Origin of the sequence: Pseudomonas soli (genome assembly GCF_021283165.2) — a bacterium.
Lineage (GTDB): Bacteria > Pseudomonadota > Gammaproteobacteria > Pseudomonadales > Pseudomonadaceae > Aquipseudomonas > Aquipseudomonas soli.
The window spans coordinates 1,942,586-1,968,685 of the sequence record NZ_CP128543.1; the positions used below are offsets into that span (position 1 = coordinate 1,942,586).

General features: G+C 63.8%; 24 protein-coding genes and 1 pseudogene. 6 read left to right on the forward strand and 19 right to left on the reverse strand.

The genetic code is table 11. The annotated features are described in order from the left end of the window. Positions 1 to 8 precede the first annotated feature (8 nt). Together LU688_RS09125 and LU688_RS09130 are read right to left on the reverse strand one after the other, a co-directional pair. Positions 9 to 1,112 (reverse strand): efflux RND transporter periplasmic adaptor subunit, encoded by a 1,104-nt coding sequence (locus tag LU688_RS09125; RefSeq protein WP_052062184.1) that lies wholly within the window; start codon positions 1,110 to 1,112, stop codon positions 9 to 11. Further along, positions 1,109 to 1,762: a DsbA family oxidoreductase gene (locus tag LU688_RS09130; RefSeq protein WP_052062185.1), complete on the reverse strand. Its 654-nt coding sequence runs from the start codon at positions 1,760 to 1,762 to the stop codon at positions 1,109 to 1,111. Before LU688_RS09130 ends, LU688_RS09125 begins: the two co-directional genes overlap by 4 nt. 161 nt (positions 1,763 to 1,923) lie before the next feature. Between LU688_RS09130 and LU688_RS09135 the strand changes: the two genes are divergently transcribed. Beyond that, complete coding sequence (locus LU688_RS09135; RefSeq protein WP_232887985.1) at positions 1,924 to 2,853, forward strand: class I SAM-dependent methyltransferase; 930 nt, start codon at positions 1,924 to 1,926, stop codon at positions 2,851 to 2,853. A 50-nt stretch (positions 2,854 to 2,903) separates the two neighbouring features. Here LU688_RS09135 and LU688_RS09140 read toward each other — a convergent pair whose 3' ends face one another. The 8 genes from LU688_RS09140 to gcl all read right to left on the reverse strand — a co-directional run bounded on the left by LU688_RS09140 (position 2,904) and on the right by gcl (position 12,371). Continuing rightward, on the reverse strand, positions 2,904 to 3,902 hold the full coding sequence (locus LU688_RS09140; protein ID WP_023629078.1) for a sulfate ABC transporter substrate-binding protein: 999 nt from the start codon (positions 3,900 to 3,902) through the stop codon (positions 2,904 to 2,906). Between the two features lie 124 nt (positions 3,903 to 4,026). Further along, on the reverse strand, positions 4,027 to 4,848 hold the full coding sequence (locus tag LU688_RS09145) for an ion transporter (RefSeq protein WP_232887984.1): 822 nt from the start codon (positions 4,846 to 4,848) through the stop codon (positions 4,027 to 4,029). Between the two features lie 45 nt (positions 4,849 to 4,893). Beyond that, positions 4,894 to 5,769 (reverse strand): urea transporter, encoded by an 876-nt coding sequence (locus LU688_RS09150; protein WP_038705695.1) that lies wholly within the window; start codon positions 5,767 to 5,769, stop codon positions 4,894 to 4,896. A gap of 198 nt (positions 5,770 to 5,967) precedes the next feature. Then, positions 5,968 to 7,383, reverse strand: a complete 1,416-nt coding sequence (pyk, locus tag LU688_RS09155; RefSeq protein WP_110605504.1) for a pyruvate kinase — start codon at positions 7,381 to 7,383, stop codon at positions 5,968 to 5,970. Next, positions 7,373 to 8,653, reverse strand: a complete 1,281-nt coding sequence (locus LU688_RS09160; RefSeq protein WP_160291075.1) for a glycerate kinase type-2 family protein — start codon at positions 8,651 to 8,653, stop codon at positions 7,373 to 7,375. The genes pyk and LU688_RS09160 overlap by 11 nt, the downstream gene beginning before the upstream one ends. A gap of 130 nt (positions 8,654 to 8,783) precedes the next feature. Then, positions 8,784 to 9,677, reverse strand: coding sequence for a 2-hydroxy-3-oxopropionate reductase (locus LU688_RS09165; protein WP_023631172.1), 894 nt, complete (start codon positions 9,675 to 9,677; stop codon positions 8,784 to 8,786). Positions 9,678 to 9,758: 81 nt separating this feature from the next. Beyond that, entirely contained in the window at positions 9,759 to 10,541 is a 783-nt protein-coding gene (gene hyi / locus LU688_RS09170; protein ID WP_110604202.1) for a hydroxypyruvate isomerase, read from the reverse strand. A gap of 54 nt (positions 10,542 to 10,595) precedes the next feature. Continuing rightward, positions 10,596 to 12,371, reverse strand: coding sequence for a glyoxylate carboligase (gcl, locus tag LU688_RS09175; RefSeq protein WP_046856494.1), 1,776 nt, complete (start codon positions 12,369 to 12,371; stop codon positions 10,596 to 10,598). 257 nt (positions 12,372 to 12,628) lie between these two features. Between gcl and LU688_RS09180 the strand changes: the two genes are divergently transcribed. Continuing rightward, positions 12,629 to 13,069 (forward strand): GlcG/HbpS family heme-binding protein, encoded by a 441-nt coding sequence (locus tag LU688_RS09180; RefSeq protein WP_038705698.1) that lies wholly within the window; start codon positions 12,629 to 12,631, stop codon positions 13,067 to 13,069. A gap of 120 nt (positions 13,070 to 13,189) precedes the next feature. Here LU688_RS09180 and LU688_RS09185 read toward each other — a convergent pair whose 3' ends face one another. Then, positions 13,190 to 13,801, reverse strand: a complete 612-nt coding sequence (locus tag LU688_RS09185; RefSeq protein WP_023629827.1) for a TetR/AcrR family transcriptional regulator — start codon at positions 13,799 to 13,801, stop codon at positions 13,190 to 13,192. Positions 13,802 to 13,933: 132 nt separating this feature from the next. Between LU688_RS09185 and LU688_RS09190 the strand changes: the two genes are divergently transcribed. Next, a complete protein-coding gene (locus LU688_RS09190; protein WP_023629828.1) occupies positions 13,934 to 14,848 on the forward strand; it encodes a DUF808 domain-containing protein in 915 nt (304 codons plus the stop codon). 88 nt (positions 14,849 to 14,936) lie between these two features. Here LU688_RS09190 and LU688_RS09195 read toward each other — a convergent pair whose 3' ends face one another. The 7 genes from LU688_RS09195 to puuE form a co-directional block, all read right to left on the reverse strand. Next, positions 14,937 to 15,719 (reverse strand): outer membrane protein OmpK, encoded by a 783-nt coding sequence (locus LU688_RS09195; protein WP_023629829.1) that lies wholly within the window; start codon positions 15,717 to 15,719, stop codon positions 14,937 to 14,939. A gap of 350 nt (positions 15,720 to 16,069) precedes the next feature. Next, positions 16,070 to 16,855: an outer membrane protein OmpK gene (locus LU688_RS09200; RefSeq protein ID WP_046856490.1), complete on the reverse strand. Its 786-nt coding sequence runs from the start codon at positions 16,853 to 16,855 to the stop codon at positions 16,070 to 16,072. 141 nt (positions 16,856 to 16,996) lie between these two features. Then, positions 16,997 to 18,352 carry a nucleobase:cation symporter-2 family protein gene (locus LU688_RS09205; protein WP_046856489.1) on the reverse strand — a complete coding sequence of 452 codons (1,356 nt, stop codon included), beginning with the start codon at positions 18,350 to 18,352 and terminating at the stop codon, positions 16,997 to 16,999. Positions 18,353 to 18,547: 195 nt separating this feature from the next. After that, positions 18,548 to 19,864, reverse strand: a complete 1,317-nt coding sequence (locus LU688_RS09210; protein ID WP_094010613.1) for a urate hydroxylase PuuD — start codon at positions 19,862 to 19,864, stop codon at positions 18,548 to 18,550. Positions 19,865 to 19,919: 55 nt separating this feature from the next. Beyond that, positions 19,920 to 20,423: an ureidoglycolate lyase gene (locus tag LU688_RS09215; RefSeq protein ID WP_023631381.1), complete on the reverse strand. Its 504-nt coding sequence runs from the start codon at positions 20,421 to 20,423 to the stop codon at positions 19,920 to 19,922. Between the two features lie 103 nt (positions 20,424 to 20,526). After that, positions 20,527 to 21,042: a 2-oxo-4-hydroxy-4-carboxy-5-ureidoimidazoline decarboxylase gene (uraD, locus tag LU688_RS09220; protein WP_160291076.1), complete on the reverse strand. Its 516-nt coding sequence runs from the start codon at positions 21,040 to 21,042 to the stop codon at positions 20,527 to 20,529. Beyond that, the gene (gene puuE / locus LU688_RS09225; protein WP_038705700.1) at positions 21,042 to 21,968 is read right to left on the reverse strand and encodes an allantoinase PuuE; all 927 of its coding nucleotides are present in this window, start codon (positions 21,966 to 21,968) and stop codon (positions 21,042 to 21,044) included. The genes uraD and puuE overlap by 1 nt, the downstream gene beginning before the upstream one ends. Before the next feature lie 366 nt (positions 21,969 to 22,334). Between puuE and uraH the strand changes: the two genes are divergently transcribed. Both uraH and LU688_RS09235 read left to right on the forward strand, forming a co-directional pair. Then, positions 22,335 to 22,688 (forward strand): hydroxyisourate hydrolase, encoded by a 354-nt coding sequence (gene uraH, locus LU688_RS09230; RefSeq protein WP_028692847.1) that lies wholly within the window; start codon positions 22,335 to 22,337, stop codon positions 22,686 to 22,688. A 182-nt stretch (positions 22,689 to 22,870) separates the two neighbouring features. Beyond that, positions 22,871 to 23,119: pseudogene (locus tag LU688_RS09235) on the forward strand (RHS repeat-associated core domain-containing protein); the annotation flags it as partial. Positions 23,120 to 23,558: 439 nt separating this feature from the next. Here LU688_RS09235 and LU688_RS09240 read toward each other — a convergent pair. Then, positions 23,559 to 24,908, reverse strand: a complete 1,350-nt coding sequence (locus LU688_RS09240) for an NCS2 family permease (RefSeq protein WP_160291078.1) — start codon at positions 24,906 to 24,908, stop codon at positions 23,559 to 23,561. A gap of 355 nt (positions 24,909 to 25,263) precedes the next feature. Between LU688_RS09240 and LU688_RS09245 the strand changes: the two genes are divergently transcribed. Further along, positions 25,264 to 26,019 (forward strand): GntR family transcriptional regulator, encoded by a 756-nt coding sequence (locus tag LU688_RS09245; RefSeq protein ID WP_038705701.1) that lies wholly within the window; start codon positions 25,264 to 25,266, stop codon positions 26,017 to 26,019. Positions 26,020 to 26,100: the final 81 nt, after the last annotated feature.

Sequence of the window (26,100 nt, forward strand, 5' to 3'; positions counted from 1 at the left end):
CAAACCCATTACTGCTGGGCCAGGTCCGGCTTGCGCGTGGTGCTGGCGGCCAGGGTGTCGTCGGTGACCCGCACCGGCATGCCGTTGCTCAGGCGGATCTGCCCGGACACCACCACGCGGTCGCCCGGGGTCAGCGCATCGAGCACCACCACGCGGTCGTCGCGGCGCGCGCCGAGCTTGACGAATACCTGCTCCACGCGCAGGGCGCCGTCCTTCTCACGCAGCACGTACAGCGAGTTGCCGTAGGCGCTGTAGCTGATCGCCGTCTCTGGCACGCTGAGCACATCGGCGTGGCTCGGCAGCTCGATGCTGACGTTGGCGAACATGCCCGGCTTGAGTTGCTGGTCGGGGTTGTCGAGGGTTGCCTGCACCAGCATCGAGCGGGCGCCCGGGTCGATCTGCGGCTCCAGGGTGGTGACCGCGGCGACAAAGCGCTGCTGCGGCCAGGCGTCGACCTTGAGGGTGATGGCCTGGCCGGCCTGCAGGGCGGCGGCGGACTGCTCGGGCAGTGGGAAGTTGACGTGCAGGCGCGACAGCTCGGTGAGGGTCACCAGGCTGTCGCCGGGGCTGACGTACTGGCCGAGGTTGACCTTGCGGATGCCCAGCACACCGGCGAACGGGGCGCGGATGGTCTTCTGCGCGATCTGCGCCTGGACCTGGGCGATCTCGCCGAGCAGTTGGTCGTAGTTGGCCTGGGCCTGGTCCAGCTGGGCCTGGGTGGAGGCCAGCGGCAGCACCTTGCGCGTGCGCTCCAGGGCCAGCTTGGCGTTCTTGGCCTGGGCCTGCAGCTTGGCCAGCTCGCCGCGTTCGGGCGCGTCGTTGAGCTTGACCAGCACCTGGCCTGCGGCCACGGCCTTGCCGGCGGTGAACTCCAGCGCGGTGATGCGCCCGCCGACCTCGGGCGAGACATTGACCTGGTGTACCGCCTCCAGGGTGCCGACGGCGCTGAGCACCTGCGGCATCGGGCCCGACTGCACGCGGGCGATTGCCACCGGGGTGGCGTTGGCCTGGGCGGCGGGGGCGTCGTTGGCCACTACCGCCGGAGCGGGCAGCAGGGCCATGGCCAGCAGCGACAGGGAAGTGCCGGCGGCGATCCAGTAACGGCTTTTCATTGGGTGGCTCCTTGTGCCTGCTTCTGGTTGGCACGGACCTGGATGAAGGTCTGGCGCAGTTGCTCAAGGCTCAGCGCGCCGGGGACCAGGTAGCGACCGTCGATCACCAGGCTGGGCACCGAACTGATGCCCAGTCGCCGGCCCTGGGCCAGCTCTTCCTCGAGCATCTGCGGGGCCTGCTGGTCGAATGCCGTGGCGAAGGCCAGCGGGTCGAAATCGGCTTCGGCGGCCACCGCCAGCACGGTGGCGCGGTCACCGATGTTGCGGGCCTGCACCAGGTGGGCTTCCTGCAGGCGGTCGAACATGCGCTCGTGGCCTTCGTTGCCACCCAGTGCCTTGGCGGTCTGGCAGGCGAGGCCTGCGAGCAGGCCGGTGGGGTACTCGAAATCCTGCTGGCGCATGGCTTCGATGTTGATGCGCTTGACGTCCTCGGCGCGCGAGCACGACAGCCAGTGGCTGAGGATGGTCTCCTTGGCCTTGGGCATCGAGCCGAAGCGCTCGACCATAGCTTCGCGGCTGGTCTGCAGGATGAAGCTGCGGTGCTGCACGTCCAGGTTCAGTTCGTCCTGCAGCTGCTTTAGGCGCGGGGCGAGGACGAAGCACCAGCCGCAGACGACATCGTGGAAGAATTCGACTTTCAGGGGTGACATGGCAGTGATCCGGTTTCAGGGAGGGATGGCCGCACTATCCACAGCGCCCCGGCAAGAAAAAAGCGACAAAAGTGCCGCAAACCCTCTCATCCCCTTCATTGATGGCCGCCCAGCCCAGCCGCGAGCGGGTAGAATGGCGCTTTTGCCTGACCGTAGCCGACATGAGCCCAGCCATCGCCACCCTCGAGCAGCACCTGCTCGCCGCCCTCGACCCCGCCCCCCAGGAGACTCGCCGCCTGTTCCATGGCCGTGGCCGCTGCTGGCTGGGGCTTGAACAGATCACCGTCGACTGGCTCGACGGCGTGTTGCTGGTGGCGCTGTTCCGCGAACCGCCCGAGGGCCAGCTGGCCGAGCTTGAAGCGATGCTGATGGCACTGGCCGAGCGCCCGCAGTGGAGCGGCCAGGCCATCCTGCTGCAGCACCGCTACCTGCCTGACAGCCCCGGCCAGTGGCTGTGGGGCGCACCGTGCCAGCAGCGCGAGGTGGTCGAGGCTGGCCTGAAATACCTGCTCGACCTGGGCGTGCGACAGAACAACGGCCTGTTCCTCGACATGCGCTACGGCCGGCGCTGGGTGCGCGAGCAGGCGGGCGGTAAGCGCGTGCTCAACCTGTTCGCCTACACCTGCGGCTTCTCGGTGGCGGCGATTGCCGGCGGCGCCGAGCAGGTGGTCAACCTGGACATGGCCAAGTCGGCGCTGTCCCGGGGCCGCGACAACCACCGGCTCAATGGCCATGACGCCTCGCGGGTGGCGTACCTGGGGCATGAGCTGTTCAAGTCGTGGGGCAAGGTGCGCAAGTACGGGCCGTACGACCTGATCATCATCGATCCGCCAACCTTCCAGCGCGGTAGCTTCGTGCTGACCCAGGACTACGCCAAGATCCTTCGGCGTTTGCCGGAGTTGTTGACTGAAGGCGGCACGGTACTGGCCTGCGTCAACGATCCGGGGATCGGGCCGCAGTTTCTCATCGAGGGGATGGCCGAGCAGGCGCCGGGGCTGGTGTTTGTCGAGCGGCTGGAGAATCCGCCGGAGTTTCCGGATGCGGATCCGGAGGGGGGGCTGAAGGCGCTGGTGTTTCGTCAGCAGGCCTGAAAGCAGGGCTCCTGTAGGAGGGGACAAGCCCGCTCCTACAGGGGGTGTAGTTACTTGTTGGTATAGATCTGGTCGAACACGCCACCGTCATTGAAGTGGGTCTTTTGCACAGTGCGCCAGTCGCCGAAGGTCTTCTCCACCGACAGGAAGTCGACTTTCGGGAAACGGTCGGTGTACTTGGCCAGCACGGTGGCGTCACGCGGACGCAGGTAGTTGTTCGCGGCGATCTCCTGGGCCTCCGGCGACCACAGGTACTTCAGGTATTCCTCGGCCACGGCCTGGGTACCTTTCTTGGCCACCACCTTGTCGACCACGCTCACTGGCGGCTCGGCCTCGGCCGACACGCTCGGGTAGACCACTTCGAACTGGTCGCGGCCGAACTCGCGGGCAATCATCTCGGCCTCGTTCTCGAAGGTCACCAGCACGTCGCCGATCTGGTTGGTCATGAAGGTGGTGGTGGCGGCGCGGCCACCGGTATCGAGCACCGGCGCCTGCTTGAACAGCTTGCCGACGAAGTCGCGAGCCTTGCTTTCGTCACCGCCCTGCTTGAGCACGTAGCCCCAGGCCGAGAGGTAGGTGTAGCGGCCGTTACCCGAGGTTTTCGGGTTGGGCACGATCACCTGCACGCCGTCCTTGAGCAGGTCGGGCCAGTCCTTCAGCGCCTTGGGGTTGCCCTTGCGCACGATGAACACGGTGGCCGAGGTGAACGGCGCGCTGTTGTTCGGCAGGCGCGTTACCCAGTTGTCCGGCACCAGCTTGCCGTTGTCGACCAGGGCATTGATGTCGGTGGCCATGTTCATGGTGATCACGTCGGCCGGCAGGCCATCGATCACTGCGCGCGCCTGCTTGCTCGAGCCGCCGAAGGACATCTGCAGGTTGACCTTCTCGTTGTGTTCCTTCTCCCAGTGCTTCTGGAACGCCGGGTTGTAGTCCTTGTAGAAGTCGCGCATCACGTCGTAGGACACGTTGAGCAGGGTAGGGGCGGCCTGGGCGAGGTTGCCCAGGGCCAGGCCCGCGGCGAGCAGCGAGGCGCTGAAGAGTTTTTTCACTGGGGGCATTCCTTGTTCTGATTCAAAGGGTTGGCGATATGCCAGCGACTATAGCGTTTGGCGCTAGGGTGGCTAAAGACCAAATGGCTCTTTGCTTATGCTTGCCCTGCATTGGGGACGCTGCCTATTGCTTGGGAAACAACGCATTGCCACAGCGCGAACAGAACGCCGCGCCATGCTCGTGGTGGTGCTTGGCGCAGGTCGGGCAGTCATGCTGCAACTGTTCGCCGCGCAGGGCATTGGCCAGTTCGGTGGTGAAGATGCCGGTGGGCACGGCGATGATCGAGTAACCGGTGATCATCACCAGCGACGACAGCACCTGCCCCAGCGGCGTGGTCGGCACGATATCTCCGAAGCCCACGGTGGTGAGGGTGACGATGGCCCAGTAGATGCCCTTGGGGATGCTGGTGAAGCCATGCTCCGGCCCTTCGATCACGTACATCAACGTGCCGAACACGGTCACCAGGGTCGACACGCTGACCAGGAACACGATGATCTTCTGCTTGCTGCCCTGCAGCGCCGCCAACAGGTAATGGGCCTGCTTCAAGTACGGGCTGAGCTTGAGCACGCGGAAGATCCGCAGCATGCGCACCACGCGGATGATCAGTAGGTACTGGGCGTCGCTGTAGTACAGGGCGATGATCCCCGGCACGATCGCCAGCAGGTCGACCAGCCCGTAGAAGCTGAATGCATAGCGCAGTGGCTTGGGCGAGCAGTACAGGCGGGTGATGTACTCGGCGAGGAAGATCGCCGTGAAACCCCACTCGATGCCGGCCAGCAACCCGGCGTAGTTCTGGTGAACGTCGTCGATGCTGTCGAGGATCACCGTGACCAGGCTGGCGAGGATGATCAGCAGGAGGATCTTGTCGAAGCGTCTGCCAGCCGTGGTGTCGGTCTGGAAGACGATGACGTAGAGCCGCTCGCGCAGGCTCGAAGGGTTGTCCATGGGCTCGTTCCATTGTGTGGATGGGCAGAGCCTAGGGGTTGGGTATCAGCTGTGCAAGCGAGGCGCGTTGCGGCGCTGGTTGAGCTGCACCAGGTGGTTGCCCAGGTGCATCAGCCAGCACGCGGTCACGAACGGCGCGGTCAACCCGGCGATCGGCAGCAGGTTGAACAGCGGTTGCAGCAGCAGGGCGCAGGCGATGGCGAGCAAGGTCACCCAGGGTTTCTCGCCCTGGCGACTGAAGGCCAGGGCCGCGAGGGCTGCGTTGAAGCCATGCAACCCCAGCCACGCGGCCTGCGTTTCTCCAGCCAGCAGCGCGACACCACCGCCGATGGCCGAGCCGATCAGCGCCCAGGTGGCGGCATAGGGGTTGGCGAAGTACATGCCGATGACGATCAGCAGGCCGGCCATGGGCTTGTCGAGCAAAAAGATCTGCCCCACGCCGCGCAGCAGGGCATACACCGGATCCGCTTCGACATAGCCGTTGGCCGACGGCTCGGTCAGCAGCAACGCGGCCCAGCCCAGCAGCACGAATGGCGCGGTGTAGGCGATCAGCAGCTTGCCGCCGCGCTTGCGCCATTGGTGGGTGAGCATGCTCGAAAGGCCGCCGGCGGCGATGATCAGCGGTGGCAGGATCGCCGACCAGGGCAATACGGCGCTGATCAGGATGCCGATCAGCACGCCGTTGTAGCAGTACAGCCCGGCCTGGCGGTCGGCGCGGTCGTAGCCGCGGCGTTGGGCGGTGAGCAGGCCGGCCAGGGCGCCGAGCAGGGCGCCGCCGACCAGGTTCGGCGCGGTCAGCAGGATGGCCAGCAGGCAGCACAGGCCGCACAGGGGGTTGCGCAGCAGCAGCACCTGGCTGAAGCCGTTGAGCAAGGCCGTGGCCCAGTCGGGGCACGGGTTGACGAAATTCTTGGTGTACATGGGCAGTCGGTAAGGTGAGTGGGGGAGCGGTGGGCCTCTTCGGGCCTCGGTTTTCCGCAGGTTCGGTGTGTCGGGAGGGCTTTGCCCTCCTTTCGCCGCGGTTCGTCGCCACGACAAGCCGGCTCCCACAAAGGCATGCATGATTCCTGTGGGAGCCGGCTTGCCGGCGAAAAGGGGCGCACAGCGCCCCCGGCGATCTCAGACTAGGGTCTCGATCCGCAGCGTATTAGTCGAACCCGGCTTGCCGAAAGGCACACCGGCAGTGATCAGCAGCGTGTCGCCACGACTGGCCATGCCTTGGGCCTGGGCGATTTCCAGCGCCGTCGAGACAACCTCGTCGACCTGGCGCAGGCGGTCGTTGACCACCGAGTGCACGCCCCAGGCCACGCTCAGGCGGCGGGCGGTGTTCAGGTTCGGCGTCAGGTTGAGGATCGGCGCCCGTGGTCGCTCGCGAGCGGCGCGCAGGGTGGAGTTCCCCGACTCGCTGTAGTTGACCAGCACCGCCACCGGCAGGATGCCGCTGATACGGCGGATCGCGCAGCTGATGGCATCCGACACGGTGGCTTCGGCCTTGGGCCGGCCCACGTCGAGCTGGGCCTGGTAGTCCGGGCCGTTCTCCACCTGGCGGATGATCTTGCTCATCATCTGCACGGCCTCCAGCGGGTAGTCGCCCGAGGCGGTCTCGGCCGACAGCATCACCGCGTCGGCGCCTTCGGCCACGGCGTTGGCCACATCAGTGACCTCGGCGCGGGTCGGTGCCGGGGAGAAACGCATGGATTCGAGCATCTGCGTGGCCACCACCACAGGTTTACCCAGCTGGCGGCAGGTATTGATGATGCCCTTCTGGATCTGCGGCACGCTCTCGGCCGGCACTTCCACGCCCAGGTCGCCACGGGCGACCATGATCGCGTCGGACAGCTCGGCGATGGCCTGCAGTTGCTCGACCGCCGAGGGCTTCTCGATCTTGGCCATCAGGTAGGCGCGGTCGCCGATCAGCTCGCGTGCTTCGAGGATGTCCTGCGGGCGCTGCACGAACGACAGGGCCACCCAGTCCACGCCCAGCTCGAGGCCGAAGGTGAGGTCACGGCGGTCCTTTTCGGTGAGCGGGGAGAGGTCAAGCACGGCTTGCGGCACGTTGACGCCCTTGCGGTCGGACAGCTCGCCGCCGGCCAGCACTTCGGTGTCGATGGCATCGCTGTGCTTGGCGGTCACCCGCAGGCGCAGCTTGCCGTCATCGAGCAGCAGGTCCATGCCGGGCTCCAGCGCGGCGATGATCTCCGGGTGTGGCAGGTTCACGCGGCGGCTGTCGCCCGGGGTCTTGTCCAGGTCCAGGCGCAGGGCCTGGCCGCGTTGCAGTTGCACCTTGCCGTCGGCGAAGCGACCGACGCGCAGCTTCGGCCCCTGCAGGTCCATGAGGATGCCCAGCGGGTAGTTGAGCTGCTGCTCGACTTCGCGGATCCACTGGTAGCGCAGGGCGTGGTCGGCGTGTTCGCCGTGGCTGAAGTTGAGGCGGAAGATGTTCACCCCGGCCTCGACCAGCTGGCGGATGTCATCGATGCCCTTGATCGCAGGCCCGAGGGTGGCGAGGATTTTTACTTTTTTATCAGGCGTCATGAGGGTCGGTCTCGAGGATCAGGATGGCGCGGAAGTCGTTGACGTTGGTGCGGGTCGGCTCGGTGACGATCAGCGCGTCGAGCGCGGCGAAGTAGCCATAGCCGTTGTTGTTGTCCAGCTCATCGCTGGCCGACAGGCCCAGGGCCTCGGCGCGGGCGTGGCTATCCGGGGTCATGAAGGCGCCGGCGTTGTCCTCGGAGCCGTCGATGCCGTCGGTATCACCGGCCAATGCGTACACCCCCGGCAGGCCCTTGAGGCTTTCGGTAAGGCTGAGCAGGAACTCGGCGTTGCGCCCGCCACGGCCATTGCCGCGCACGGTGACGGTGGTCTCGCCGCCGGACAGGATCACGCAGGGCGCCTTCAGCGGCTGGCCGTGCAGGACGACCTGGCGGGCGATGCCGGCATGCACCTTGGCCACCTCGCGCGACTCGCCTTCCAAGTCACCGAGGATCAGCGGGCTGAACCCGGCCTGGCGGGCTTTCACCGCGGCGGCTTCGAGCGACTGCTGGGGCCGGGCGATCAGCTGGAAGTGGCTGCGCGAAAGGGCGGGGTCGTCCGCTTTGACGGTTTCCGATGCCGGATTATTGAGCCAGTCGATGACGGCCTTGGGCGCTTCGATGTTGTAGCGCTTGAGGATCGCCAGGGCGTCGGCCGAGGTGCTGGGGTCGGCCACGGTGGGGCCGGAGGCGATGACCGTGGCCAGGTCGCCGGGTACATCGGAAATCGCGTAGGTATAGACGGTGGCCGGCCAGCAGGCCTTGGCCAGGCGCCCGCCCTTGATCGCCGAGAGGTGCTTGCGCACGCAGTTCATCTCGCCGATGGTGGCGCCGGACTTCAGCAGTGCCTTGTTGATCTGCTGCTTGTCGGCCAGGGTCAGACCTTCGGCGGGCAGGGCCAGCAGGGCGGAACCGCCGCCGGAGAGCAGGAAGATGACGCGGTCGTCTTCGCTGAGGTTGCTGACCAGCGCGAGCACGCGCTTGGCCACGGCCAGGCCGGCGGCATCGGGGACCGGGTGGGCGGCTTCGACCACCTCGATCTTCTGGCAGTTGGCGCCGTGGCCGTAGCGGGTCACGACCAGGCCCGAGACCTCGCCCTGCCAGCTCTTTTCGACCACTTCGGCCATGGCGGCGGCGGCCTTGCCGGCGCCGATGACGATGACCCGGCCGCTACGGTCGGCGGGCAGGTGGGGTTCGAGGACCTGACGGGGGTGGGCGGCAGCGATGGCTGTGTCGAACAGCTCGCGCAGGAATTTTTGTGGATCGACCGACATGGCAGGCTCCCAGATTCTTGTTGTTCTGCAAAATCGAAAACGCCCCTGGAACTGCCTCCGTGCAGGCCGAACCAGGGGCGGGTGTTGCTCGGGGTCACCATCTGGCATGCAGATGGTGTGGGATAGCGCCTTACTTGTCGTCGCGGATCGAGAAGTTGGCCATGTGCTCCAGGCCCTTGATCAGCGCCGAGTGGTCCCAGTTGCCGCCGCCCAGGGCCTGGCAGGTGTTGAACACTTGCTGGGCATTGGAGGTGTTGGGCAGGTTGATGCCCAGCTCCTTGGCGCCTTGCAGGGCCAGGTTCAGGTCCTTCTGGTGCAGGTTGATGCGGAAGCCAGGGTCGAAGGTGCCCTTGATCATGCGCTCGGCATGCACTTCGAGGATCTTCGAGGAGGCGAAGCCGCCCATCAGGGCTTCACGCACCTTGGCCGGGTCGGCGCCGTTCTTGGCGGCGAACAGCAGGGCTTCGGCAACGGCCTGGATGTTCAGGGCGACGATGATCTGGTTGGCCACCTTGGCGGTCTGGCCGTCGCCGTTACCACCGACGCGGGTGATGTTCTTGCCCATGGCTTCGAACAGCGGCAGGGCGCGCTCGAAAGCTTTCGGGCAACCGCCGACCATGATGCTCAGGGTCGCGGCCTTGGCACCGACTTCGCCGCCGGACACCGGGGCGTCCAGGTAGGCGGCGCCGGTGGCCTTGATCTTCTCGGCGAAGGCTTTGGTGGCGGTAGGCGAGATCGAGCTCATGTCGATCACCACCTTGTTCGGGCCCACGCCTTCGGCGACGCCGTTTTCACCGAACAGCACGCTTTCGACCTGTGGGGTGTCGGGCACCATGACGATGATGAACTCAGCTTCCTGGGCCACTTCCTTCGGGTTGGCCAGGGCCACGCCGCCAGCGGCGATCAGGTTGGCCGGAGCTGCGTCGTGGTGGGTCGAGACGAAGATACTGTGACCTGCTTTTTGCAGGTTCTGGGCCATGGGGTTGCCCATGATGCCGGTGCCGATGAAACCGATTTTAGCCATGAGAGATTACCTCGTTGTAATTGTTGAATCTCGATGGAGCAGGCGGTGCAGGCCTTTCAGGAGCGGGCCTGCGCTCGGCCTTCAGATTGCGTTGTGCGTCTTCAGCCAGCCCAAACCCGCCTCGGTGGTGGTCTTGGGCTTGTACTCCGCGCCCACCCAGCCCTGGTAGCCGATGCGGTCCAGGTGCTCGAACAGGAAGCGGTAGTTGATCTCGCCGGTACCCGGCTCGTGGCGGCCCGGGTTGTCGGCCAGCTGCACGTGGTTGATCAGCTTGAGGTTGGTTTCCAGGGTGCGCGCCAGGTCACCTTCCATGATCTGCATGTGGTAGATGTCGTACTGCAGGAACAGGTTGTCGCTGCCCACCTCGGCCTGGATTTCCAGGGCCTGTTTCGTGGTGTTCAGGTAGAAGCCCGGGATGTCGCGGGTGTTGATCATTTCCATGACCAGGCGGATGCCGGCGGCCTTGAGCTTGTCGGCGGCGTAGCGCAGGTTTTCCACGAAGGTCTTGCGCACGGTGGCGCAGTCCGGGCCTTGCGGGCGGATGCCGGCCAGGGCGTTGACCTGGGTGTTGCCCAGCACCTTGGCGTACTCGATGGCCTTGTCGACACCGACGCGGAACTCTTCGACGCGGTCGGGGTGGCAGGTGATGCCGCGCTCACCTTTCGACCAGTCGCCGGCCGGCAGGTTGAACAGCACCTGGGTCAGGCCATGGGCGTCGAGCTGCTGCTTGATCTCGGCGGCGCTGAAATCGTACGGGAAGAGGTATTCGACGCCGCTGAAACCAGCGTCGGCGGCGGCCTTGAAGCGAGCCAGGAAGTCCTGTTCGGTGAACAGCATGGACAGGTTGGCGGCGAAGCGAGGCATAAGTCGTCTCCTTGCGTTGATTGCCCCCGCGCGCGGCGCGGGGGCGTCAGGCGATCAGTCCAGCAGCGAGATGGCGGTCGGCGCGTCGTTGCCGACCAGGGCGAGGTCTTCGAACTCGTTGACCGCGTTGATCTCGGTGCCCATGGAAATGTTGGTCACACGCTCGAGAATCACTTCGACCACCACCGGCACGCGGAACTCTTCGGCCATCTTCTGCGCCTTGAGCAGGGCAGGTGCGATCTCGGCCGGTTGGAACACGCGGATGGCCTTGCAGCCCAGGCCCTCGACCACGGCGACGTGGTCGACACCGTAGGTGGCGGCGTCGGTGGAATTGATGTTCTCGAACGCCAGTTGTACACAGTAATCCATGTCGAAACCACGCTGCGCCTGGCGGATCAGGCCGAGGTAGGCGTTGTTCACCAGCACGTGGACGTAGGGCAGGTTGAACTGCGCGCCCACCGCGAGCTCTTCGATCATGAACTGGAAGTCGTAGTCACCGGACAGCGCGACCACCTTGCGTTTCGGGTCGGCCTTGACCACACCGAGGGCGGCAGGGATGGTCCAGCCCAGCGGGCCGGCCTGGCCGCAGTTGATCCAGTGGCGTGGCTTGTACACGTGCAGGAACTGCGCGCCGGCGATCTGCGACAGGCCGATGGTGCTGACGTAGGTAGTGTCCTTGCCGAACACTTCGTTCATTTCCTGGTACACGCGCTGTGGCTTGACCGGGACGTTGTCGAAGTTGGTCTTGCGCTGCAGGGTAGCCTTGCGTTCCTGGCAGTCTTCCAGCCAGGCCTTGCGGCACTTGAGCAGGCCTGCGGCTTTCCACTCGCGGGCCACTTCGAGGAACACGTCCAGGGCCTTGCCGGCGTCGGAAACGATACCCAGGTCAGGGGTGAACACACGGCCGATCTGGGTCGGTTCGATGTCCACGTGCACGAACTTGCGGCCTTCGGTGTAGACGTCGACGGAGCCGGTGTGGCGGTTTGCCCAGCGGTTGCCGATACCGAACACCAGGTCGGACTTGAGCATGGTCGCGTTGCCGTAGCGGTGCGAGGTCTGCAGGCCGACCATGCCGACCATCAATTCGTGATCGTCCGGGATGGTGCCCCAGCCCATCAGGGTTGGCACTACCGGTACGCCGGTCAGTTCGGCGAACTCGACCAGCTTGTCGCTGGCGTCGGCGTTGATGATGCCGCCGCCGGCTACCAGCAGCGGGCGCTCGGCGTCATTGAGCAAGGCCAGGGCTTTCTCGGCCTGTACGCGAGTGGCGGCTGGCTTGTTGATCGCCAGTGGCTCGTAGGCATCGATGTCGAACTCGATCTCGGCCATCTGCACGTCGAACGGCAGGTCGATCAGCACCGGGCCTGGGCGGCCAGTACGCATCTCAAAGAAGGCCTTCTGGAACGCGTAGGGCACTTGGCCCGGCTCCAGCACGGTGGTCGCCCACTTGGTCACCGGCTTGACGATGCTGGTGATGTCGACGGCCTGGAAGTCTTCCTTGTGCAGGCGGGCACGCGGGGCCTGGCCGGTGATGCACAGGATCGGGATGGAGTCGGCCGAGGCGCTGTACAGGCCGGTGACCATGTCGGTGCCGGCAGGGCCGGAGGTGCCGATGCACACGCCGATGTTGCCTGGGTTGGCGCGGGTGTAGCCCTCGGCCATGTGCGAGGCGCCTTCGACGTGGCGAGCGAGGACGTGATCGATGCCACCGACTTTTTTCAGGGCCGAGTACAGCGGGTTGATCGCGGCGCCGGGGATGCCGAACGCGGTATCTACACCTTCACGGCGCATGACCAGAACGGCTGCATCGATTGCTCTCATTTTGCTCATGGTTTGTGCCTCATCGATTTTGTAATTGTATACAACTTGCGTTGCGGCAGAGTGTATTCATGGTCGGCGCAAAAGGTCAATCCATTTTCGTCGGTGGGTTCGACTTGCTGGTCATGGCGAAAAAGGGCGGCATTTCGTCGCAGTGAGACACATTGGATCAGAAAATTGTATACAAACAGTGTCTTTGTTGTGTTCTATCTTGTCTATTGGTTTTCAACTGCCCTCAGGGCTTCTCACAACAAGAAGAGGACCTTTTCATGAACGCATTGACCCTCAAACAGGCCGTGGGCGTGGTAAATGCCGCGTTGTCCGCAGGCCGCAAGATCAACGCCGCGCCCTTGACCGTGGCGGTGCTCGACGCCGGTGGGCATCTGCTGGCGTTGCAGCGCGAGGACGGCGCCAGCTTGCTGCGCCCCGAGGTGGCCATTGGCAAGGCCTGGGGCGCGGTGGCGCTGGGCAAGGGTTCACGCCTGCTGGCGCTGGACTCGCAGCAGCGCCCCGCCTTTTATGCGGCTTTGAACGGGCTCGGCGAGCGACCAGTGGTGCCGGTGCCGGGGGGCGTGCTGATCCGTGATCAGGAGGGCAAGGTGCTGGGGGCGGTGGGGATCAGCGGGGATACGTCGGATATCGACGAGCAGTGCGCGATCAGTGCGATCGAAGAGGTGGGGCTGACGGCGGACGCGGGGGTTGCAGCCTGATCAGGCTTTAGAACTATCGCGGGGCAAGCCCGCTCCCATGACCTGGACTTTTCCCTAAGGTATTGAATGCTTAGGGCAGTTCAGGTCGTGGGAGCGGGCTTGCCTCGCGATTGCGATGGTTCAGGCCACCTCTGGCTCGCAGCCCTTCAGCACCAGGCGGATGATGGTCTCCGCCGCCGCATCGTAGTCGCTGTCGGCCAGTTTGGCCTTGCCGGTCACCACGGCGATCTGCCAGTCGAAATCCGCATAGGTTTGCGTCGCCGCCCAGATGCTGAACATCAAATGGTGCGGGTCGACGTGAGCGATCTGGCCGCGCTCGATCCAGCGCTGGATGCACTCGATGTTGTGGCGGGCCTGCTCGTTGAGCTGCTCCACCTGGCGCGGCGACAGGTGCGGCGCGCCATGCATGATTTCGCTGGCGAACACCTTGGAGGCGTGGGGCAGGTCGCGGGAGATGCGGATCTTCGAGCGGATGTACGCGCTGAGCACTTCTTTCGGATCGCCGTCGGCGTTGAACGGTGTCGAGGCCTGCATGATCGGCGCGATGATGCTCTCGAGCACCTCGCGGTAGAGGTTTTCCTTCGACTTGAAGTAGTAGTACACGTTCGGCTTGGGCAGGCCGGCCTTGGCCGCGATATCGCTGGTCTTGGTGGCGGCGAAGCCCTTGTCGGCGAATTCTTCACTGGCTGCGCGCAGGATCAATTCCTTGTTGCGCTCGCGAATGGTGCTCATTGTCGGGAATCTTCCTCGGGTCTGGCCCCTCCAAGAGGGGTCCGGCATGGTAGCACCCGCTCGGACGGGCGCTCAAGGCAGCGTCTTTGGGCTAGAATCCCGGCCATTCGAACCTACTGGAAACATTTTGACATGGCAGGAAGCAGCTTACTGGTATTGATCGACGATATCGCCACGGTCCTCGACGATGTCTCGTTGATGACCAAGGTCGCGGCGAAGAAGACCGCCGGGGTGCTGGGCGACGACCTGGCGCTCAACGCCCAGCAGGTCACCGGTGTGCGCGCCGAACGCGAGATCCCGGTGGTGTGGGCGGTGGCCAAGGGCTCGCTGGTGAACAAGGCGATCCTGGTGCCGGCGGCGCTGCTGATCAGCGCGTTCATTCCCTGGGCGGTGATTCCGCTGCTGATGGTCGGTGGCGCCTACCTGTGCTTCGAGGGCTTCGAGAAGCTGGCGCACAAGTTCCTGCACAGCAAGGCCGAGGACGACGCGCAGCATGAGGCGCGCAAGGCGGCCGTGGCCGACGAGCAGGTCGACCTGGTGGCCTTTGAGAAGAGCAAGATCAAGGGCGCGGTGCGCACCGACTTCATCCTCTCCGCCGAGATCATCGCCATCACCCTTGGCACCGTGGCCGATGCGCCGCTGAGCCAGCAGATCATCGTGCTGTCGGGGATCGCCATCGTCATGACCCTGGGGGTGTATGGCCTGGTGGCAGGCATCGTCAAGCTCGATGACCTGGGGCTGTGGATGACCAAGAAAGCCTCGGCGCTGAGCCAGGCGGTGGGCAACGGCATCCTGCGCGCCGCGCCGTACATGATGAAAAGCCTGTCGGTGATCGGCACCGCGGCGATGTTCCTGGTCGGTGGCGGCATCCTGGTGCATGGCATCGCGCCGCTGCATCACGCCATCGAGGCGTTCAGCGAAGGACGGGGCGGGGCGTTGACCGGGGCACTGCTCAATGGTGTGGCGGGGGTGATTGCGGGGGCTGTGGTGCTGGCGGTGGTTGCTGTCGTGAGCAAGTTCTGGCGGGCGCTAAGACCCGCGAACTGAGGCGCCTGGCCGGGGCTTGCCCCGGTTCGCCGGCAAGCCGGCTCCCACAGGAACAGCACGATCACTGTGGGGCCGGCTTACACTCGGATCAGAAGTGAACCTTGACCAGGAAGCTCATGGTGTTCTGATCGGTAGTGAAGGCATCGCTGTCCTTGATGCCGTACTTGTTCTTCCAGTAGTCGTACTCGATACCCACGTACAACTGCTTCTCGCCCAGGTGCAGCGCTTTGCCCAGGTCGTACTTGACCTGCGGGTTGAAGTGCAGGTTCGCCTGGTAGGTGCCGCGACGGTTCTCGTCGTTGTCCACCACCCAGTCCATGAAGCCGTCGATGAGAATGTCGGACGAACCCACGGGGATGGTGTAGGACCAGACCGGGGTGATCTGCCAGACATTGTCGCCCGGACGGCTGCCGTCGGTGGTGCGCTGGTAGAAGTTCAGCTGGAAGTAGTCGAAGCCTGGGATCGCCAGGTCGAAGCCGGGGCCGATCAGGTAGGACTCGGTGTCACCCTCGCCGAACTCGTAGGTCATGGCCAGCAGCACGTCCTTGACCGGGCCGAACTCGAGCTTCTGGTCGAAGATCTTGCCGAACGACAGGCGTGGGCTGAACTCGCCGTAGTAGGTGTTCGGGCCGTTGCTGGCGTCCTTCTTGCCTTGATAGAAGATCTTGTCGAGGAAGAAGAAGTTGTCGCCGTACTTCCACGCATCGGCGTGCTCGAAGGTCACGGTCTGCTGGATCTCGGGGTTGACCTTGAAGTTCTTGCCCCACAGGTAGGTCAGGCTGTTGTTCTGCCATTGCAGCAGGTCACCGGCTTGGCTGGCGCCGCAGGCCAGCAGGCCGCCGGCGAGGATCAGGCTATTGATGGTACGCATTGCGTGTGTCGCTCCCTTTATTGGATCTGTTGTCAGCGCTCGGGCGCTGTTCTTGTCTTTTGGGTCAGCTTTTTTCAATTGGCCACAGCTGTTTGGCAAGAGCTGCGCCAACTTTTCCACGTTGGGCACAACCATCCTGCTCGACGTCTTTCTGAACGGATGAAATGGGTATTTCACGCTGGCAACACGTTGGCCAACCGCCCGGAAACATTGACTGGGCGGTCAGCAAACGCGGGCGGGATCCTTCCCGCCCCGATCGAGGGGGCGCGCAGATTACTCACTTGCGCGCCGGGCCTCAAGTGCTCCGTCCTGGAGCACGGTGGTGCAAATTTGGGCGTTCGGTCAGTTTTTCAGAAGTGCACCTTCACCAGGGCGCTGGCCACGCTCTGGTTGCTGTCCACGTTGCCGTGGCTGTCGATGCCGTACTTGTCCTTCCAGTAGCTGTATTCGAAGCCGACGTAGAGCTGCTTGGCGCCCAGGTTCAGGGCCTTGCCCAGGTCGTATTTGACCTGTGGGTTGAACTGCAGGTTGGCGTGGTAGGTGCCGCGACGGGTCTGGTCGTTGTCGACCACCCAGTCGATGTAGCCGTCGATCAGAATGTCGGACTTGCCCACCGGGATGGTGTAGGACCAGGCCGGGGTGATCTGCCAGACGTTGTCGCCGGGGCGGCTGCCTTCGGTGTTGCGCAGGTAGAAGTTCAGGGTGAAGTAGTTGAAGCCGGGCACGTTCAGGTCGAAGCCGGGGCCGATCAGGTAGGCCTCGTTGTCGCCCTCGCCACGCTCGTAGGTCATGGCCAGCAGCACGTCCTTGACCGGGCCGAAGGCCAGGTTGCGCTCGAAGATCTTGCCGAACGACAGGCGCGGGCTGAACTCACCGTAGTAGGTGGTCACGCCTTTGCCGGGGTCGGCCTTGCCGTTGTAGAAGATCTTGTCGACGAACAGGAAGGTGTCGCCGTACTTCCACTTGTTGGCGTGCTCGAAGGTGATGGTCTGCTGGATATCGGGGTTGACCTTGAAGTCCTTGCCGTAGAGATAGGACAGGCTTTCGCCGTGCCACTGCAGCCATTCGCCGGCATGGGCGGGGAGGGTGGCCAGCAGGCTGCTGCCCAGCAGGACGGAGGTGGTGATGCGCTTCATGTTGTGATTCCCGGACTTATTGTTTTTGTAAGGGCTTTTTCGGCGCGCAGGCGCCCCGGACGGCCCATTCCGGCGGGCCGACGGTACTGCGTTACCACAGGGTTGAAGCGGGGCGGCCAGAGCGGCGCCGCCCCTGGTCACTCAATGCTGGTGACAGGCATCGTTGTGCGCGGCGCGGTCGGCGCCGCCGAGGATGTTGAACAGCAGGTTCAGTACCAGGGCGCTGAGGGTGGCCATGGCGATGCCACTGTGGGTGATGGGTTCCATCCACTGCGGCATCTGAGCGAAGAACTCCGGGCGCACCACCGGGATCAGGCCAAAGCCGACGCTGACGGCGACCAGCAGCTGGTTGCGTCGGTCGGAGATGTCTGCCTCCTGGAGGATCTTGATCCCGGTGGCGGTGACCATGCCGAACATGGCGATGGACGCGCCGCCCAGTACCGCAGGCGGGATCGAGGCGATCAGGAACGCCGCCTTGGGCAGCAGGCTGAGCAGGATCAGCAGCGCGCCGGCCATCACCGTAACGTAGCGGCAGCGCACCCCGGTCATCTGCACCAGTCCGATGTTCTGGGCGAACGAGGAGTGGGTGAAGGTGTTGAAGAAGCCGGCGATGAACGACGCGCCGGCATCGCACAGCAGGCCGCGCCGCAGCATGCCCGGCGTTACTTCACGGTCGGTCACCTTGCCCAGGGCGAGGAACATGCCCGTGGACTCGACGAAGATGATCACCACCACCAGGCACATCGACAGGATCGGCGCCAGGCTGAAGGTCGGCATGCCGAAGTGCAGGGGGGTGACCACCTGCAGCCACGGCGCCTCGCTCAGGCCCGACAGGTCGACCATGCCGATGGATCCGGCGAGCACGTAGCCCAGGCCCATGCCCACCAGTACCGACACGTTGACCCAGAACCCGCGCATGAAGCGGTTGATAAGCAGGATCACCGCCAGCACCAGGCCGGCGACCATCAGGTAGATCGGCGCGCCGAAGGCTTCGGCGTCATGGCCGCCGCCGGCCCAGTTGACCGCCACCGGGAACAGCGACAAGCCGATGGAGGTGATGACCGTGCCGGTCACCAGCGGCGGGAAGAAGCGCACGACCTTGGACATGAACGGCGCGATCAGCATGCCGAAGAACCCGGCGGCGATGGTCGCGCCGAAGATCCCCTGCAGGCCGACACCGGGCATGCCGGCCATGGCCACCATGCTGCCGACGGCGGCGAAGCTGGCGCCCATCATGACCGGCATGCGAATGCCGACCGGGCCGATACCGAAGGATTGGATGATGGTGGCAACGCCGGCGACCAGCAGGTCGGCGTTGATCAGGAAGGCGACTTCCTCGCGGGACAGGCCCGCCGCCTGGCCGATGATCAGCGGCACCGCGATGGCGCCGCCGTACATCAGCAGAACGTGTTGCAGACCCACCAGGATCAGCTGGAACAAAGGCAGGGGCTGTCGTGGCGGCGCAACAGGGATGTACGCCTTGGGTGACTCGGACATGCAGCACCTCGAGTTTTGTTTTTATTCTCGGATCCAAGCGGGCGGCTTCACGTGGCAGTCTCCGGTAAAGGAGGCTGGGGTTTCCGCGTGAAGCCGAACGCTCGATGCTTGCTTGTTACGTAGAGCTTGGAAGCGAGGCCGGGAGTACCGGCCTCATCGCGGGGCAAGCCCGCTCCCACGCAGTCGTGGGGTGTCTCAGTTGACCTGCGCGCCTTTGGCGATCCAGTCGCCGACCAGCTTGCGTTCCTCGACGGTCATCTGGGTGATGTTGCCCAGCGGCATGATCTGGCTGGCGACGGCCTGCGCCTGGATGCGCGCGGCCTGCGCCTGGATCTGCTGCGGGGTGTCGAACATCACGCCGCCAGGTGCGGCGCTGAACAGCGGGCTGGTCGGCTTGGCCGAGTGGCACACGGTGCAGCGTTCCTGGATGACGGTGTGGATCTTGTCGAAGGTTTCACCGCCAGCCTGGGCTGTGGCCTGGGCCGGAGCCTCGGCGGGGGGCGCAGGTTTGGCGGCTTCCTCGGCGCGCAGTTCGGCGGCGGTCTTGCCGCCCACGGCGGTGGCCGGCAGCGGTTGGTACTCGACCTTGGCGGCGGCCTGCTCAGGTGCGCTCGGCAGTGGTTTCGGGCCGGTCACGTACGCCAGGCAGATCATCGCCAGGGCGCCGACAGGCAGGGTCCAGGCGTACTTGTTGCTGTCGTGGCGGGTGTTGAAGTAGTGACGGATCAATACTGCGGCCACCGCGATCCCGGCCAGGATCAGCCAGTTGTACTGGCTGCCGTAGGTGCTCGGGAAGTGGTTGCTGATCATGATGAACAGCACTGGCAGGGTGAAGTAGTTGTTGTGGCGCGAGCGCAGCAGGCCCTTGGCCGGCAGCACCGGGTCGGGGGTCTGGTTGTTCTCGATGGCCGCCACCAGCTGGCGCTGCGCCGGCATGATGATGCGGAACACGTTGCCGACCATGATGGTGCCGATGATCGCGCCGGTGTGCAGGTAGGCGCCGCGGCCGCTGAACACCAGGCTGAAGCCCCAGCAGGCGGCGATGATCAGCACGAACAGCACGGCACCGAGCAGCGCCGGCTTCTTGCCCAGGGGCGAGTCGCAGAGGAAGTCGTAGATGAACCAGCCGGCGATCAGCGAGCCGATACCGATGGCCACGCCTTCGGCACCGCTGAGGGTGCTGCCGGGTGCCAGCAGGTACAGGGTCGGGTTCCAGTAGAACACCACGCACAGCAGGGCGATCCCGGACATCCAGGTGAAGTAGGCTTCCCATTTGAACCAGTGCAGGTTCTCGGGCATCTTCGGCGGGGCCAGCTTGTATTTTTCCAGGTGGTAGATGCCACCACCGTGGATGGCCCAGAGGTCACCCGACAACCCATCGCGCGGGTTGCTTCGATTCAGGTGGTTCTCCAGCCAGACGAAGTAGAACGATGCACCGATCCAGGCCACGCCGGTGATCATGTGAACCCAGCGAATGCTCAGGTTCAGCCATTCGTGAAGGTGTGCTTCCACAGTATGTACCTCTCGCCGGTCACGGTTCAGGCGGACCTGGGTGACCGACCTTTTCTTATTGGTGGGGATTGAGGATCAACATCTGTTCCTCGGGGAAGTAATGCTCATCGCAGTTGTTGCCGGAACCACTGCGATCAACCACCAGGAAGTCATCCCGCTTTTCGATCGTCAGCACCGGGTGGTGCCAGACGCCGCGATGGTAATTGATGCCCTGCCTGCCATTACTGCGGAAGGCGCGGACCAAGCCTGATACAGGTGCATCGCCAAGTGGCGCGACCACGATCAGAAAGGGGTTGCCGAGCAGCGGGATGAAAGCCTGGCTGCCCAGCGGATGGCGTTCCAGCATGCGCACGGTCAGCGGCATTTCCAGCGCGTCGGCGCGGAAGATGCTGATGATCGCCTTGTCTTCCGGCTCAGCGGTCTCGACCGTGGCGAGCTTGTGGAAGCGCATGGTCGAGCCGTTGTTGATCATGAAGTGGTCGCTGCCGTCGGTTTCGATCACGTCACCGAAGGGGGCGAAGGCTTCTTTGGTCAGGGGCTCGATCATCAGGGTGCGCATGCGGTTATCTCTTCTATTCGTTGTTCTGGATTTTGGTGGCCTGGCGGGCCGAGGCCCTGGGTGCGGACGCGTCACGCACTCGGGCCAGGGCGCTGCCAGCGCCTTACAGCTGCTGCAGGCGGAACAGGGCGATCAGGTTGATCTGCGCCAGGGCTTCCTTGAACTCGGCTTCCGTGTCGTTGTGGATGCGCTTTTCGAAGGCGGCGAGGATCTGGTGGCGGTTGCTGCCCTTGACCGCCATGATGAACGGGAACCGGAACTTGGCCTTGTAGGCGTCGTTGAGTTCGGTGAAGCGGGCGAACTCTTCAGCGGTGCACTGGTGGATACCGGCGCCGGCCTGTTCGTTGGTGCTCGATTCGGTCAGCTCGCCCTGGATGGCGGCCTTGCCGGCCAGGTCCGGGTGAGCATTGATCAGTGCCAGTTGCTCGGCATGGCTGGCGCTGAGCAGGATGTCGCTCATGCGTTGATGCAGCGCCTCGATCTCGTCCAGCTCGGCCAGTTGCCCCAGGTCGTAGGCTTTCTCGGCGACCCACGGCGAGTGCTCGTAGATGTCGGCGAAGGCCGCGACGAAGGCGGCGCGGTCCAGGGTGGAGGGCTTGAGGGTCTTGAAGGCAGTCATCAGGCGTTCTCTTTCTTGTACGGGTGGGTGGCGTGCCAGTGGCGGGCGATGTCCACGCGTCGGGCGAACCAGACCTGCTCGTGGCTCTTGGCGTAGTCGACGAAACGCTTGAGCGCGGCCAGGCGCGCCGGGCGGCCGACCAGGCGGCAGTGCAGGCCGATGGAGAGCATCTTCGGCGCCTCGGCGCCTTCCTCGTAGAGCACGTCGAAGGCGTCCTTCAGGTACTGGAAGAACTGCTCGCCGCAGTTGAAGCCCTGCACCTGGGTGAAGCGCATGTCGTTGGTGTCGAGGGTGTAGGGGATCACCAGGTGCGGCTTGCCGGTCGGGTTGTTCGGCTCCCAGTAGGGCAGGTCGTCGTCGTAGGTGTCGCTGTCGTAGAGGAAGCCGCCTTCCTCCATGACCAGGCGCCGGGTGTTCGGGCCGGTGCGGCCGGTGTACCAGCCCACGGGGCGCTCGCCGGTGATCTCGGTGAGGATGCGGATGGCCTCGAGCATGTGCTCGCGCTCTTGCGCTTCATCCATGTACTGGTAGTCGATCCAGCGGTAGCCGTGGCTGCAGATCTCGTGGCCGGCCTCGACCATGGCGCGGATCACGTCGGGGTGGCGCTGGGCGGCCATGGCCACGGCGAAGATGGTCAGCGGCACGCCGCTGTCCTTGAACAGCTTGAGCAGGCGCCATACGCCAGCGCGGCTGCCGTATTCGTAGAGCGACTCCATGCTCATGTTGCGCGCGCCTTGCAGCGGCTGGGCGGCGACCATTTCGGAAAGGAACGCTTCGGACTCTTTGTCGCCATGCAGGATGTTGCGCTCGCCACCTTCTTCGTAGTTGAGCACGAAGGACAGTGCAATGCGGGCATTCCCCGGCCATTGCGGATGAGGTGGGTTGTTGCCGTAACCGATCAGGTCGCGAGGGTAGTCAGCGCTCACTGCAGTCTTCCTTCTTGTACGTATGTGCGGGTGGTGGGCGGGCCGCGTCGGGATGTCGCACCACCGGATGGGCTGATTGTATACAACTTCTTAAATACTTTGTAAGCCTGTTTTTCCGCATTTCTTCCCATTTGTCGCCTGAGAATGGCTTGCAAGAAACCTGCCTGATTGGTCAGCTAATGCCGTGAGGGTCGGCATCGGGCGTGTCTTTGCGACTGATGGAGTGTTCGTGGAGTGTTGACCGAGGATGCAGAAAAAATTGTGTACAATCTATCGTTAAACTGTCTTAATGACTGCATTCCCGCACGGTGCCAGCCTGTTGCCGTGTATTTTTTGCCCACGTAGATGACAAGAGGCGACAAGCAAATGGGACGTTTGACCACACACGTACTGGACGCCGCGCATGGCTGCCCGGGCAGCTCGATCAAGGTCGAGCTGTACCGCGTCGAAGGCCAGCAACTGGAACTGGTGAACACCGCCCTGACCAACAGCGATGGCCGCGTCGATGCGCCGCTGCTGCAGGGCGACGATTACCGCACCGGCGTCTATCAATTGCAGTTCAGCGCCGGTGACTACTACCGCGCCAAGGGTGTGAAGCTGCCGGACACCGCGTTTCTCGACGTGGTCGTGCTGCGCTTCGGCATCGACGAGCAGCAGGAGCACTACCACGTGCCGCTGCTGATCTCGCCGTACAGCTATTCGACCTATCGTGGAAGCTAGTTGGTCGCTAGAAGAATCTTCGTAGGTCCTTGGCCCGCTCTCACACTGGCGGGCTTTTTTTCGTCTGCTGAATATGCTTTCAGGTGGGCCCAGCGTGCCCCTGACATTTTTGTCAGTGGTCTGTGTGTCGGTCGTTTGAGACCATCGGCCTTTCAGTCAGCTGAGCAGCCGGCCTGATGAGCACTCAATATGCATACGCGCCCTATGGCTACCATAGGCTCGCTCAAGTTTCTCTCGGGTTCACTGGCGAGTTGGTGGAAAGGGCAACTGGTCATTACCTTTTGGGTAATGGTTACAGAGCGTACAATCCGGTTTTGATGAATTTCAATAGCCCGGACAGTATGAGTCCGTTCGCCAAAGGTGGTTTGAATGGATACGGCTACTGTCAGAGAGATCCAGTGAACAACAAAGACCCAAGCGGTCATGTTAAAGTGTCTGTGAGTCAGATGCCGAGGCTTGTACTGCTTGGGTGTCATGCGACAGATGCGTTTAATGTAAAAGGGTTGTTGCAAGGTGTTTCCCGAGGCCATTCAAGGCCAGGTAGGCAAGCTCAAGGGGAGGCTTTCTATCTCGGGCCAGACTCAGAATATGTAGAACCCTACCGTAAAGCCGCTATAGAGGGTGTTACCTTAGTGGTACTTCTTAAAGCCGGTGTCAGTTTAGTGCCAGGCATAGGCTACAAGAAGGATGCGTTTGATGTGACCGCGATCCTGCCAGCGGCTTATGATGCCATTGAAGTTGTAAAAGAAGCTCCGCCTGATGCAAGGCCAGCCAACCTTCCGCGAACGGGCATTTTCGCGAGGAAAAAAACTGTATTACCAGGATCAACAAGTAAGGGCGCCGAAGCGCCCTTTGTTGAAGCTGTGAAGATTAGAGAAACACAAACTTAGCGATAAAGATCGCGCACAGCACCCACAGGCTGGCCGAGATCTCCTTGAACTTGCCGGTACCCGCCTTGAGCGCCACGTAGCTGATGAAACCAAGGGCGATGCCATCAGCCACCGAGAAGGTCAGCGGCATCATGATCACCGTGACGATCGCCGGAATGCTGTCGGTGGCTTCGTCCCACTCGATATGCGCCATGCTGCCCATCATCAGCATCGCCACGTAGATCAGCGCGCCGGCGGTGGCATAGGCCGGAATCATCCCGGCCAGCGGGGCGAAGAACATCGCGGCGATGAACAGCACGCCAACCACCACGGCGGTCAGGCCGGTGCGTCCACCTGCCGCGACACCTGCGGCACTTTCCACGTAGCTGGTCACCGGCGGCACGCCGACCACCGCGCCGAACACGCTGGAGGTGCTGTCGGCTTTCAGTGCCCGCGACAAGTTCTCGATACGCCCGTCCGGTGCCACCAGGTTGGCCCGCTGGGCCACGCCCATCAGCGTGCCAGCGGTGTCGAACATGTGCACGAACAGGAACGCCAGCACCACGCTGATCATGCTGACGTTGAACACGCCGACCACGTCCATGGCCATCCAGGTCGGTGCCAGGCTCGGCGGCATCGACACCACCCCGCCGAACTTGACCAGGCCCAGGCCCCAGCCGGCCAGGGTGACGCCGATGATGCTGATCAGGATCGCGCCGAACACCCGCTTGTAGCTGAGGATGGCAATCAGCAGGAAGCACACGGCCGCCAGCAGCGGGCCGGGCTCATGCAGCGAGCCCAGCTTGACCAGGGTTGCCGGGCTGTCGACGATGATGCCGGCGGTTTTCAGGCCGATCAGCCCGAGGAACAGGCCGACGCCGGCCCCCATGGCATGGCGCAGGCTCACCGGGATGCTGTTGAGCAGCCACTCACGCACGCGCGAAACGGTCAGGAACATGAACAGCACGCCCGAGACGAACACCGCCCCCAGCGCCGTTTCCCAGTTGTAGCCCATGGTGCCGACCACGGTGTAGGTGAAGAAGGCGTTGAGTCCCATGCCCGGCGCCAGGCCCACCGGCCAGTTGGCGTACAGGCCCATCAGCAGGCAGCCGAGGGCGGCGGCGATGCAGGTGGCGACGAACGCCGCGCCGTGGTCGATGCCGGCGTCGGCCATGATGTTGGGGTTGACGAAGATGATGTAGGCCATGGTGATGAAGGTGGTCACCCCGGCGATCAGCTCGGTGCGGACGGTGCTGCCATGCTGCTTGAGTTTGAAAATCCGCTCCAGCCAGCCCGTTTCGAGCGGTGGGGCGAGATCCAGCGTAGGTGCTTCGGATTTGCGGCTTTCCACAGCGAGTACTCCTCAAGTCTTTCTTGTTGTTCGAAGCCTGGTCCTGAGCCATGCACTGGGGGGCTTCGCGAGGGGGTGTGGCAGACGTCCGACCATTTTGTTGACTTTTGGGTCAGGAAGTTGCTCGCAGGATTATGCGTTTGTGTACAAAGAATGCAAATAATGTTTTATCTTTTGTGCTCACAAACTGCCGTACAACGGCTATATAGGTAAAAGGCCACCTGCAGAAACGGGTCAGCCTGTGTACAATGGCGCCATACCTTGGCCCCTTTTCTTCTTCCAGGACTTGCCATCCCCCCGCTGACCGGTATTACAGTCACGGACCGACTGGCAGATCCTTTGTGCTCGAGAGCCCATGAACGAACAGCTGCAACCTCTGAAAAAACCTGTGCGCACTGGCAAGGCCGGCCGCAGCGGTACCCAGGACGACATCGTCTATGCGCATATCTTCGAGGCGATCCTCGAGCAGCGTCTGGCACCGGGCACCAAGTTGAGCGAGGAAGCACTGGGCGAGATCTTCGGCGTCAGCCGCACCATCATCCGCCGCGCCCTGTCGCGCCTGGCCCATGAGAGCGTGGTGCTGTTGCGGCCCAACCGTGGTGCGGTGGTGGCCAGCCCTACGGTCGAGGAGGCGCGGCAGGTGTTCTTCTCGCGGCGCATGGTCGAGCGCGCGATCACCGAGCTGGCCGTGCAGCACGCCACCCTCGAACAGCTCAACGAACTGCGCCAGATGGTCCGCGAGGAGCGTGACAGCTTCTCCCGTGGCGACCGTGGCGCCGGTATCCGCCTGTCCGGCGAGTTCCACCTCAAGCTGGCCGAAGCCGCCGGCAATGCGCCACTGGTGAGCTTCCAGCGCAGCCTGGTGTCGCAGACTTCGCTGATCATCGCCCAGTACGAAAGCGGTAACCGCTCGCACTGCTCGTACGATGAGCACATGCAGCTGATCGATGCGATCGAGGCCCGTGATGCCGAGCAGGCGGTAAGCCTGATGATGCATCACATGGACCATATCGACAGCAAGCTCAATCTCGACGAGGAGAGCGCCTCGGACGACCTGCACGCGGTGTTCTCGCACCTGCTGAAAAAGCCCAAGGCTACCGCCAAGGGTTGAACGTTTGCCTTGATGACCGAAGGGCCGCTTAGCGGCCCTTCGTCGTTACTGGCCCTTGGCCAAAGCTCTGCTAGATTTCAC